An 11,691-nucleotide genomic window follows, 5' to 3' on the forward strand; every position below is an offset into this window, starting at 1 on the left:
ATATTTTAATCCAGATATTCCCAGCGACGAGCGAGATTTAATGAAAATTGGGAAGGAGCAGAAATTACCAATAGTCAAAAAAGTTGATGAAGATAGAGTATCATTTACCATTGCCGAACCTTTTGCTCCTTTCTTGCGGACTATGGGCGGAATGAGTATTTTACCCGCTCACAAATTACGTCCGACTATTACCGAAAAAGATAAAAATGGTAAGCCCATATTTCTGAGTACTTGGGGACTTAATACACCACCAGAAGAGCTAGTCTCTAATGGGCTATTTATTCTCGAATCATATACTCCTGGAGAACGATTAGTTTTCAAGAAAAATCCTTACTACTGGCGGAAAGATGCCCAAGGTAAACAACAACCATATATCGATCGAGTAGTCTGGCAAATCGTCGAATCGAATGATACCTCTTTAGTGCAATTTCGCTCTGGTGGATTAGACTCTTATGCGGTGACACCTGATTTCTTTTCCTTGATCAAAAAGGAAGAAAAGAAAGGTAAATACACTGTTTATAACGGTGGTTCGCAATCAGGAACCACTTTTGTAGGCTTCAATCTCAATCAAGGTGAGAGAAATGGTAAACCCTTAGTCGATCCGGTCAAGTCGCGATGGTTTAATAATGTTAAATTTAGGCAAGCGATCGCCTATGGGATCGATCGACAACGAATGATTAATAATATCTATCGAGGATTAGGTGCGCCCCAAGATTCACCAATTTCTGTATCGAGTCCTTACTTTTTATCTCGCGCACAGGGTATCAATTCATACGATTATAATCTTCAAAAATCTAAGCAATTATTTGCCGAAATTGGATTTAAGTATAATGACCAAAACAAGCTAGTTGACGATCGCGATAATCGAGTTAGATTTGGTTTAATGACTAATTCTGGTAATAAAATTAGAGAAGCGATCGGTACCCAAATCAAACAAGATTTATTACGTTTAGGTATTGAGGTAGATTTCACGCCGATCGCGTGGAGTTTAATTACAGATAGACTCAGTAATTCGTTGAGTTGGGATACAATTATTCTTGGCTTTGGTGGTGGTGTTGAGCCGCACTATAATGTCAATTTATGGGCAGTAGATGGATCTTCACACCTGTTCAATGCTCAACCCGAACCTGGTAAGCCAGCAATTCAAGGTCGTCAAATTGCCGACTGGGAGAAGCAAATTCACGAACTATATATCAAAGGATCGCAAGAATTAGACGAGAAAAAACGTCGCGAAATTTATATAGAGACCCAGAAACTTACCCAAGAAAATATCCCCTTTATTTATTTAGTCAACCCTCTATCTTTAGCAGCAGTCAAAGATCGAGTTAAAGGGATTAAATTTTCATCACTGAGTGGGGCATTTTGGAATATGCATGAATTGACTATTACGGCTGAGTAAAAATAGTTATAAATTATTTAACTCGCGACCTTTTTGTCTGTTTAACAGGCATTCTTTTTGATTGAGATGGTACTTTTAATTTGGAATTATGCTCCCCTCGATTTCGGAATGGCGATCGCTTATATGTTGATACTAACCAATCGCTCAGATAATGACTCATTGCACCCAATTCTAAACCACAGAACAGAGCTAAATAGACCGGAAAGTTGGACTCGATCGAGTGCTTTAACATGCCCAGCAACTGTTTGCCAGTATACGTCTGACCTCCGGCTAACTGATTTATTGCCAAATAAAATAAACCGACTAATCCCAACCATAAACTCAGATATAGTATCCGTCCGACCGTCCCAATAATCGGCCCATGCGACCAGATCGATCGATGTTTAATTGCCTTCTGATATGGCCGCCATAACCACCGCAATTTACCCCACCGTTGATAATGAAAGGAGTATAAATCTAAATCTGGGCCAAAAATTAAGCCACTAAATAGAAAGCCCCCTGACACCCAAAATGCTAAATCGGCACGAGCAGTTGTAAATAGTGTCCCCCCCGCAATTAGAGGTAAACTCCATAGAGTCACTCGATCGTGTGTACGTCCAGATGGCAAAGTAATTAGGGGGTAAAGGGTAGGGGGTAGGCAAAATTGAATCTCTGCTATTTGTTAAAATATAAACAATAAAACGCGATGATTAATTATACGTTCTTAATTTTCCATTTCCTACCCTCTACTCTCTACTCCCTACCCTCTACATGACAAACCTTACTGACGAACAATATAAGCAAAAAATGCAGCGGCGGCAACAGGTACAAGCCGAACGGATCGATCAATCGATCGACAAAAAAGGTTTGATTATCGTTAATACTGGCACGGGGAAAGGGAAAACTACCGCCGCCCTGGGCATGGTGCTCAGATCGCTCGGACACGGCTATCGCGTGGCGATCGTCCAATTCATCAAAGGTGCCTGGGAACCAGCCGAGAAAGCTGTGTTAGAACGGTTTGTCGACCAATTAGTATTCCAGGCGATGGGAGAAGGTTTTACTTGGGATACACAGGATCGCGATCGAGATATTGCCACCGCCGAACGCGCTTGGGCGCAAGCATTGAGTTATATCATCGATCCAAACTATCAATTAGTATTATTAGACGAGGTGAATATCGCTCTCAAATTGGGCTATCTCAGTCCAGAAGTCGTCATCGCGGGATTGACACAAAAGCCCGAACTATCTCATGTAATTTTGACTGGGAGAGGGGCACCTCAAAGTTTAATCGATGTGGCAGATCTGGTCACAGAAATGACGATGATTAAACATCCTTTCCGCGAGCAAGGCGTTAAAGCACAACCCGGAATTGAATTTTAGAGATTGACGCTAAATGAATCTGGCAAGTTATTGTTGAAAAATTGGTTAGGAAGGAGAACTAAATAACTTGTAACTTCTCTCCTTGTAGGGGAGATAGTAAATCTGCATATTGTTAAATCCTCATTCCTTACTAGCCGATGAGTTCTTTTGGTAATATGAATAAGCCATCTACATCTGCTTCGAGATCGATCGATGCAATTACCGCGTCGATATTTAATTCGCCATAGATGTGTGGAAATAAATTATTTGCATCTCCACCTTCATACCGAATTTCGGGATTGACTCGATCGATATCAATTTTTAGAATTACTAAATCTTTTTGACCTTTGAAAAATCGATTTGCAGAGCCGATAACTTGGGCTAAAGTAGAACAGTGAATAAATCCTTCTGAGGCTAGTGTGCTGCTACGATAAGTCCCTAAATCTTGGGCTTTTTCCCATTCTTGTTTTTGGGTAATATGTAGGATAGTATTCATGAATTTTCTAAGAACTACTGCAATTATCGATACGTCTTGAGGCTGAACGAGATAATACCATATTCTTGTGGGTAAAATTAAGACCATTGGCCCATTCCCACAGTTGCCGAGACAACCACAGCCTTCATAAGTGATATTCGGAATCGTCAGCGATCTAAAAGCCGTTAGGACTTCAGCAGAGCCTTGTTTCCGACAGGTGCGATGTTGACAAATCAGGACAGAAATCGGATCTGGCGATCGATGAGTAGTAGCCAGATGTTGAGTCATTGTGATTATGGATTGTGAATTTCACTAATCATAAAAATTGTCAGAGTTATGGCAATAACAATACTTATGTATTAGGATAAAAATTCGGTTTTCGCTACGAGTAATTGCACGCAGAGTAATTAATTGGTTAGCATATAGAAATATTACTCTGATGTTTAGAGAAGGGGGAAAGGGGAAAAGATAAATAGCGAATGGCAATTTAGTGTCTTTAACCTTTACCCTGTGACCTTTCCCCTACTTCTCTGAGGATTAAGGCAGATTAATCACCCGCCATTAAAAACCCAATTATCAATTAATTTAACTTACCTAGTGAAACTCACTTTTATCGGTCTCAATAGTTGGCTGCTGAATATTGACGGTCTTCAGATTTTAATCGATCCGTGGTTGGTGGATTCAGTGGTGTTTTATGGTTCACCCTGGCTATTTGAGGCAAAGCGTGTCAATCCACCTTGCTATACGCCAACAACCTTACCGACGATCGACCTCATCCTCATTAGTCAAAGTCTCGACGACCACTGTCATCAGCCTACTCTAGCGCAGTTATCCAAGCAAATTCCCGTAATTGCAGTACCGAGTGCCGTAAAAATTGTTAAGAAGTTGGGATACGATCGAGTCATCCCGCTAGTTCCCTGGGAAAATTATACCTTGGATGAACGAGTCAAAATCACTGCTACTCCAGGCGCGAAGATTCAGGGACAGTTAGAGAATGGGTTCTTGATAAATTTACTTCAAACTGACAAAACACTCTACTACGAACCCCATTTAGCCACCGATCGAGAGACGATCGATCTAATCAATAAACGAGGTAAGATCGACGCAATTATCGCCCCGATTGTCGGTCAAATTTTCCCGCTGCTGGGAAAAGTAATTATGAATTCCCAAGATGCTTTCGCTCTTGCTTCCATCCTTCAACCGCAGTGGTATTTGCCCACTGCGGTTGGTGAAATTCATGCCAGTGGCATTTTACCCCAACTGACTCGATCGGATGGCACTATTGAAGAGTTTGCCAAACTGCTAGCTGATTCCCAGATCGCCACCAAATTGTTGATGCCACGACCAGGTGAAACTGTCTCGCTGTAAGCTGTTCATCAAATTTTAGACTGTAGTGCTCTGATGAATTCCCTAATGATATCAGTCTTCGTTCGCTCGGTTTTTTCGGCAAAAGCTTCCAGAATTCGGAGTTCTTGTTCGGGAATCTTAACATTTAACTGCTTTAAAGACATAGTTCTTTTACCTGAAGGAATGCTATACTGCGTTGGATGAATCATGGTTTTCGTATCAATTTAGACTGATACGGTGTGGTTTTTAGTGTGTGTACGGTAAAATAATAATAGAAAAGTACTTCAGCCGCATTGGAATTGATACTAGTGGTTAAGTTCGACCGCAACGTTAGTTGTAAGTGAAATGGCCAGCTAGCAAATGGAATTTAGATTCGGATTTGGAGTTACCACCCCCTAGGTTTTAGTATCGATCTCGACCTTGAGAGAGTCCAGACCGCAACTTCCCCAAGCTAGCAGCAGCAACTCAAATAATCGAGCAACTGCTACTTCTCAAGACAATCACCTCAGTCAGATTTATTTAGGGCGACGATTTTGGAGAAAAGCGGGTAAATCGGCTCCAGGGTTCTGAGGTGGCTGAGGCTTCGGAAAACTGTCGTTACCAACAGATGTCCCCGATTGTTGCTTGCGGACTTGTTGTTCGCGGACTTGTTGTTCGGATGGCATCGCAGAGCGTGAAGGAGTCGTACCAGTCGTTCTTGACCGATTGACTGGCTCGGAAATCTCACCAGTAAATCCCGTCGCAATGACAGTAATGCGCATCTCACCTTGCATCTGTGGATCGATCACCGCACCAAAGATAATATTCGCGTTTGGATCTACAACTTCATAAATTGTTTCCGCAGCGGTATTTACTTCAATTAGGGTCATATCGGCACCGCCAGTGATGTTCAAGACAACACCCCGCGCACCTTCAATGCTTGATTCCAACAGAGGGGAAGTAATTGCTTGAATCGCTGCTTCCCGCGCTCGTGATTTGCCAGATCCTTCACCGATGCCCATTAATGCCGAACCTGCATCTGCCATCACCGTGCGAACATCCGCAAAGTCAACATTGATCAGTCCAGGGATCGTGATGATATCAGAAATCCCCTGCACGCCAGATCGCAGCACATCGTCTGCGATGCGGAATGCTTCCTGGACTGGAGTTTGTTCGTTGATCGCCTGTAAAAGTTTATCATTAGGAATGATAATTAAGGTGTCAACTTGACTTTGCAGTCCACTAATCCCTTCCTCCGCTTGATTTGTCCGTCGTCGTCCTTCAAACGTGAAGGGACGAGTGACAACACCCACGGTTAAGGCACCCATTTCCTTGGCAACTTCAGCTACAATCCGTGCGGCTCCCGTTCCAGTTCCACCTCCCATCCCTGCAGTAATAAAAACCAGGTCGGCTCCTTCTAGAGCCATCGCGATCTCTTCACGAGATTCTTCAGCGGCTTTTTGTCCGATGGCAGGATTACCCCCAGCACCAAGTCCACGAGTGAGTTTTTGACCTAATTGAATCCGTCGTGTCGCGTCTGAATGAGACAGAGCTTGTGCGTCGGTGTTCATCGTCCAAAACTCAATTCCTTCGATATCGCTGGCAATCATCCGGTTTACCGCATTACTGCCGCCACCGCCAACACCAATTACTTTGATACGGGCAGCACTGCTAAAAGTGATATCGTCAGACATTCGTTCATCCCTGGGTATGTTGTAAGCGTCTCGGATTGAGTTACTTTTGAATCCTGGATAAGAAAGTGGACTGGAATTATTCATGCGCTAGTTATTTTATGAACCCTTTACAGCATAGTAACTCGCATTATAGAGATTTTTTGAGATTACTTGGATCTGTAGTGGGTACAATTTAGAGATCGTTTATAGATCTCAAATCGAGACCTAGCTATATTTCGCTCGATGATTGCTAGGTAGACAATTATCGAGCTAGAATATAGAAATTATAGAAGGATAATTTTGAATCGCAAATGTCTTTTCAAATATGCTATTAATGTAGTCTAATGTAGCTGAAACTGAGGTGAAAATTTAGGTTCGATCGATCTAGATTGCTTAAGTTGGAATTTGGGCGCGTCAGGATTTTCCAAGTCCAGATAGTCAACTTCAGCAACATCGATGTGTTTTTTCCAATCCCTAAGTCGATCGAGCTGCTGTAATTGACTATTTAACCGAGATTTATCACTAATCGCACCTAGCCGTACTTTACCTAATTCAGTTTGCAAGATTAAATTTTGGGGATTACGACAATCGATCGTCTCAATTGCGACTGGGCTAGTCTGAATAGCAAGATAAAGTTGCTTCCAATCTGGGCAAGTCCCTTTGGAGGGTGCTCTTAGTGCTAACTTGGGTGAAGATTGCCAGATTTTAGAATGGTAGCTAGACAATGGCAATTGGCGACCCAGTTCATCTACGAATATTTGTGAATCAGTGCTGTCATCGCGGATGATGCGAGCAACTGGTGGAAGATCTTCAACCCGAACGAGGAGGTGCGGCGGTAATAATGTTCGATCGATCTTAACACTAGAAATCGAACCTCTTTCGAGTAGTCGAGCAGTCAATTCCGCTGGAGCCAATTCCATAATTAATTTGGGATAGGGGATTGCCAACCATTCGCGAATCGTTGCATCGCTTAAATACTGATTGCCCTGAATCTGAACCTGCTCTGGTTTAGAAATCCGCCAATCAGCTTGGCTGAATACCCACCCCAATCCAGCTAAAATTCCGCCCATACAAACAAGTCGCCATAAAGATTTTATGACTCTAATTCGCCGTTGCTGTTTTAAGTGGTGTCGGCGTTGTTTTAGTTGTTCTTTAGATGCAGGTTGGTACACAAGTGGGGGTGTGGGGTTTGGGAGTGTGGGTGTGGGTGTGTGGGTGTGTGGGGGGTGTAGGGTGTTGGGGAGTAGGGGTGTTGTGGTGTTTCTTGCTCCGTTACTCCCCTATCCCCTTTACGGTGGTACAGCTTACTCTCCCACTCCCCAACTCCCCAACGTGCTACTTGGGAATAAATTCTGTGCGAACTTGTTGTTTATTGTCGCTGGTGACGACGATCGATTGGTCTTGCAGTTTGCCGACGCTGCGAGTGCCTGTAAACTTAATGACGGGATCGATTTGTTGATAGACTACATTACCAGTTCCGATGAGCTGTTGGGAAGTCATTTCCCAGACTAATCGATCTGCACGGAGTTTTGCTTGATTGCGAGTGGCTACTCCACGAGCATTACCGTTAAGTGTGGCGATCGATCCTTTGAGATCAAGTTCGCCGCTGTTACCATTTAGGGTGACGGCTTCTTTTTGATGGACGATCGTCAGGGGTCGAGCGGCTGTGACTAATTCTTTGTCGAGATTCCATGCAAATGACTCACCATTGACCTGTATTAGCGGCTTGATGGAGTTTAATTGAACGTTGCCCTGTAGATTGAGGATTTTGCGATCGAGTGCGCTAGAGAACCCATTTGCGGTGACTCGATCGGTAATTTGGTTATCTCGATAGCGTTGAATTTGGGTGGGTCGATCGCCGATAACTTTTTGGTCTTTGACTAGCCAGGTGATATGCTCTGTTTGCATCGCCAATCGGGGATCGTTAGAAAATGTGGTAATTTTGCCAGATAGATCCATCTGTTGCTTTCGTGTCAAGTATTTGCCCTCATTAGCATTAACCTGAAATTTGGGATGATTGGCTTGAACCCGATCTCGGATAGTCAATAAATCTGCTTTTGGTTGCCATTCTACCTCTTGTCCGATCAGAATCAAATTATTGCGAGTTTCTTTGGTGACGACATCGCCACGCAGGATCACTTTTTCGCCTTCTTGTTCTATTTCGCCAGTTTTAGCGGTGATATGCAGAATAATTTGACCATCTTGGTATAAATCGCCCTCTAAATTAGTAACTTTGGCAAGTTTTTTATCGGGAGCATATACGCCATGTTGCGCTCGAACTTTCCACCAGGGTTTACCCTGTTTATCTACTTGATTGAAGCTGAGATTATCGAGTTCTAATTTAGCTTCGATGGTTGATGGAGTCGGACTAGGTTTAGATTTAGGTGTTGGACTACAGCCACCGATCCCCAAAATCGCGATTGTCAAAACAATATTTATCCAGCAGTATACTTTCATCTTTTGCCCCAATTAATGCAACCGAATAACTGTTTGTTGGCAAAGCCTCTAATCACGAGCATCGATTCAACAAAATCGGGGGGTTAATTCCTCCAGGTTTACAAATTTACCCTTATTCTAATTAATTACTGGCGTAGAGGGCGGGTTCTAGACTAAATTGCTAGTTTCGTTTTAAAATGGTCGTATAAACTCGCCCCTACAACTCTCATACGGTGGTACGGCAACTCCTCACTCCTAATTTATGTCCAAATTTCAGGAGTTATCGATAAACTCGCATTATTTCTAGGTGTTTTTTGGATATCTTCTTTGACATTTTCGAGATCGATATATCGATCGGAAACATTAATTAAACTATCACTAGTCATCGATCTTAGGCTGACTACTTCTACCCGCACACCACGATAACTCACCGCATCAACTGCATAGGCAAGATCCCCATCGCCACTAACGAGAACTGCTGTGTCATAAGATCCGACTAATGCCATCATATCAACAGCAATTTCTACATCTAAGTTTGCTTTTTTAGAACCATCTGGTAGTTGAATCAAGTCTTTGGCAATTACTCGATAACCATTCCGTCTCATCCAGAGTAAGAATCCTTGTTGTTTTTCATTTGTTCGATCGACTCCAGTATAGAAAAAAGACCGGAGCAATCGAGAACCACCTGTCAGCCGAGCTAACAGTTTCGTATAGTCAATTTCAATATTCAGTTGCAGTGCTGCATAAAATAAATTAGATCCATCCACAAAGATCGCGACTCTTCCGCGATTTTCCAGGACTTGCTGTGCTGAAAATATCGAATTTTCATCATGATTAAAACTATTCATTATTCGTGAGGTATTATAAATTTTTAAAAAGATTTGAAAAGGTTTAAAAAGATTTAAAAAGATTTAAAAAGAATCGCTTTATCTGTTCGAGACGATAAATTATTATCGATCTCCTTCTTCATCATAACAGATCGATCGAGCTTAACTACTCAGATCGCTCGGTGTTTCTAACTTTGCGAAAATTGGATGTGGTTCGCCCAGCAAGCTATCTGCTGTTAATATTCCCCATTTTTGATGATGTTCCCAATCCACGGGTAACTCTAGTGCATCGGCATTTAAGGTAGAAATATTATTGCCACAAATTAGATCGAAGTCGATCTCTAAGCCTAATTGACGATAAATATCTGTACTGATTTTCGGGATAATTGGCGATAATAGATAAGCTGACAAACGAGCTGATTCTAGAACAGAATATAATACTTGGGCTAGTTCTGCGTGTTTATCTTGTTTAAATAATGCCCACGGTGCGAGATCGTCGATGTATTTATTACTAGAACGCACTAATGTCAAAATTGTTTCACAAGCATCTCTAAAGGCTAGGTTATTGTAAGCAAGATTCACCTTGCATCCTAATTCTTGCCCCAATATTTTCAGCGGATTTTCAGGCGAAATATCTTCAGCATTACAGTTTGGTACTTGCCCCTGGCAATACTTTTTAGCCATACCCAAAGTACGGTTGACTAAGTTCCCTAAACTATTGGCAAGATCGGCGTTAACAATTTCGACAAAACGGGTTTCATTAAAATCGCCATCTTGTCCAAATTCAATCTCTTTGAGGAAATAATAACGTAATGATTCCGCCCCATATCGATCGACTAAATCGATCGGATCGATCGCATTTCCCTCACTTTTGCTAATTTTCTTACCATCTTTGGTAAAATAACCATGTGCAAACACTCGAGCGGGGATCGGCAATCCGGCAGACATTAACATCGCGGGCCAATAGACAGCATGAAAGCGTAAAATGTCTTTACCAATTAAATGTAAATTAATCGGCCATCGCTGCTGTAAAGCGTTATCTAAACTAGGCTTGACATCAGGATCGAGCAATGCTGTCATATATCCCAATAAAGCATCAAACCAGACATAAATAGTTTGCTGGGGATCGGCTGGTAGCGGAATTCCCCAATCGACATTCACACGAGAAATTGAAAAATCTTGCAACCCCTGAGCAACAAATTTTAATACTTCGTTCCGCCGACTATTTGGGAGAATAAAATCAGGACGTTCGGCGTATAACGCCTCTAGTTGCTGTTGATATTTAGAGAGTCTGAAAAAGTAATTACTTTCATCGCGCCATTCTACCTGCTTGCTCGGATGTAACGGACAATGCTTGTCAGCGAGTAAATCCCGTTCCTCCTTAAACTCCTCACAAGAAACACAGTACCAGCCCTGCTGAGTACCTTTGTAGATATCGCCACTCTCCCAAACTCGTTGGAAAAACTCCTTCACGATAATCTGATGATTGGGTGCTGTCGTTCGACTAAATCTGTCGTATTGAATATTTAGCTTGCTCCACAGCGAGTCAAACCGCTCTACAATGCGATCGCAGTGTACTTGAGGATCTACACCCGCCGCAATTGCCGTGCGCTCGATTTTCTGCCCATGTTCGTCAGTTCCGGTAATCAATAGCACATCGCTACCGTTGAGTCTTTGCCATCTAGCGATCGCATCGGCTGCCATTGTAGTATAGGCATGTCCGATATGGGGAATATCGTTGACGTAGTATAATGGTGTAGTGACAGTAAAAGACTGTTTGGCGATCGCGGGTTGATTCATATTGCAGCTAAAAGGTGGCGGACTCAATCTAAAAAATGTAAATTCACAATCCAAAGCTATCCAAAGCCTTGACTGTATTTATATCTATTGTTGCTAATGTTGGAATTGATTAATGCGAATATCGAATACCTTGGGGACTTTGAAGATAATTTTTGGCATGAAAAATCTAGCAGAGTGTCTCTGTAGAGTCATTGGCACAGCCTTTTACGAAAGAGAACCGCGTTCGATTGTGCTGAGACTTAGCTCTAGTCTCCATCATAGATGAGGTTGTCCCCGATCTTACTGAACTTCTGAGCTTTATTAATAATTAGTAATTCGTTTCTGCTAGAATGGATGGATAACCAGGGTAACTAGCTCAATGGTAGAGCATCGGACTCTTAATCCGTTGGTTCCGAGTTCGAGCCTCGGGTTGCCCAT

At 42.4% G+C, this 11,691-nt stretch carries 11 protein-coding genes and 1 tRNA gene; 4 read left to right on the forward strand and 8 right to left on the reverse strand.

From position 1 onward, the window contains the following. A partial coding sequence (locus RMO55_RS13370) for an ABC transporter substrate-binding protein (RefSeq protein WP_310427241.1) occupies positions 1-1,399 on the forward strand: 1,399 nt, incomplete at its 5' end. A 13-nt stretch (positions 1,400-1,412) separates the two neighbouring features. Here the strand turns inward: RMO55_RS13370 and RMO55_RS13375 are convergent. Further along, positions 1,413-2,006: a metal-binding protein gene (locus tag RMO55_RS13375; protein WP_310427242.1), complete on the reverse strand. Its 594-nt coding sequence runs from the start codon at positions 2,004-2,006 to the stop codon at positions 1,413-1,415. Between the two features lie 143 nt (positions 2,007-2,149). Here RMO55_RS13375 and cobO point away from each other — a divergent pair, with 143 nt between their 5' ends. Next, positions 2,150-2,758, forward strand: coding sequence for a cob(I)yrinic acid a,c-diamide adenosyltransferase (gene cobO / locus RMO55_RS13380; RefSeq protein ID WP_310427244.1), 609 nt, complete (start codon positions 2,150-2,152; stop codon positions 2,756-2,758). A gap of 130 nt (positions 2,759-2,888) precedes the next feature. Here cobO and RMO55_RS13385 read toward each other — a convergent pair whose 3' ends face one another. Further along, a complete protein-coding gene (locus RMO55_RS13385) occupies positions 2,889-3,500 on the reverse strand; it encodes a DUF952 domain-containing protein (RefSeq protein WP_310427246.1) in 612 nt (203 codons plus the stop codon). Positions 3,501-3,809: 309 nt separating this feature from the next. Between RMO55_RS13385 and RMO55_RS13390 the strand changes: the two genes are divergently transcribed. Then, positions 3,810-4,580: an MBL fold metallo-hydrolase gene (locus RMO55_RS13390; protein WP_310427248.1), complete on the forward strand. Its 771-nt coding sequence runs from the start codon at positions 3,810-3,812 to the stop codon at positions 4,578-4,580. A gap of 8 nt (positions 4,581-4,588) precedes the next feature. On the opposite strand, the gene RMO55_RS13395 is transcribed toward RMO55_RS13390, so the two are convergent. The 6 genes from RMO55_RS13395 to metG all read right to left on the reverse strand — a co-directional run bounded on the left by RMO55_RS13395 (position 4,589) and on the right by metG (position 11,274). Then, complete coding sequence (locus tag RMO55_RS13395; protein ID WP_310427250.1) at positions 4,589-4,723, reverse strand: ribbon-helix-helix protein, CopG family; 135 nt, start codon at positions 4,721-4,723, stop codon at positions 4,589-4,591. A gap of 351 nt (positions 4,724-5,074) precedes the next feature. Next, entirely contained in the window at positions 5,075-6,316 is a 1,242-nt protein-coding gene (ftsZ, locus tag RMO55_RS13400) for a cell division protein FtsZ (protein ID WP_396134301.1), read from the reverse strand. Positions 6,317-6,552: 236 nt separating this feature from the next. Next, positions 6,553-7,383: an FtsQ-type POTRA domain-containing protein gene (locus RMO55_RS13405; RefSeq protein WP_310427253.1), complete on the reverse strand. Its 831-nt coding sequence runs from the start codon at positions 7,381-7,383 to the stop codon at positions 6,553-6,555. 163 nt (positions 7,384-7,546) lie between these two features. After that, the gene (lptC, locus tag RMO55_RS13410; protein WP_310427255.1) at positions 7,547-8,668 is read right to left on the reverse strand and encodes an LPS export ABC transporter periplasmic protein LptC; all 1,122 of its coding nucleotides are present in this window, start codon (positions 8,666-8,668) and stop codon (positions 7,547-7,549) included. A 239-nt stretch (positions 8,669-8,907) separates the two neighbouring features. Further along, entirely contained in the window at positions 8,908-9,495 is a 588-nt protein-coding gene (locus tag RMO55_RS13415) for an NYN domain-containing protein (RefSeq protein ID WP_310427257.1), read from the reverse strand. A 141-nt stretch (positions 9,496-9,636) separates the two neighbouring features. Continuing rightward, positions 9,637-11,274: a methionine--tRNA ligase gene (metG, locus tag RMO55_RS13420; protein ID WP_310427259.1), complete on the reverse strand. Its 1,638-nt coding sequence runs from the start codon at positions 11,272-11,274 to the stop codon at positions 9,637-9,639. A 344-nt stretch (positions 11,275-11,618) separates the two neighbouring features. Between metG and RMO55_RS13425 the strand changes: the two genes are divergently transcribed. After that, positions 11,619-11,690: transfer RNA gene (locus RMO55_RS13425), tRNA-Lys, on the forward strand. The last annotated feature ends 1 nt before the right edge of the window (position 11,691 follow it).

The sequence above is a fragment of the Chamaesiphon sp. VAR_48_metabat_135_sub genome, from assembly GCF_031418915.1.
In the GTDB taxonomy this organism is placed as follows: Bacteria; Cyanobacteriota; Cyanobacteriia; order Cyanobacteriales; family Chamaesiphonaceae; genus Chamaesiphon.

Bases quoted from the DNA above. Each gene is read 5' to 3' on its own strand.
- metG (WP_310427259.1), bottom strand. From the start codon at position 11,274: ATGAATCAACCCGCGATCGCCAAACAGTCTTTTACTGTCACTACACCA.
- RMO55_RS13395 (WP_310427250.1), bottom strand. From the start codon at position 4,723: ATGTCTTTAAAGCAGTTAAATGTTAAGATTCCCGAACAAGAACTCCGA.
- RMO55_RS13385 (WP_310427246.1), bottom strand. From the start codon at position 3,500: ATGACTCAACATCTGGCTACTACTCATCGATCGCCAGATCCGATTTCT.
- RMO55_RS13415 (WP_310427257.1), bottom strand. From the start codon at position 9,495: ATGAATAGTTTTAATCATGATGAAAATTCGATATTTTCAGCACAGCAA.
- cobO (WP_310427244.1), top strand. From the start codon at position 2,150: ATGACAAACCTTACTGACGAACAATATAAGCAAAAAATGCAGCGGCGG.
- lptC (WP_310427255.1), bottom strand. From the start codon at position 8,668: ATGAAAGTATACTGCTGGATAAATATTGTTTTGACAATCGCGATTTTG.
- ftsZ (WP_396134301.1), bottom strand. From the start codon at position 6,316: ATGAATAATTCCAGTCCACTTTCTTATCCAGGATTCAAAAGTAACTCA.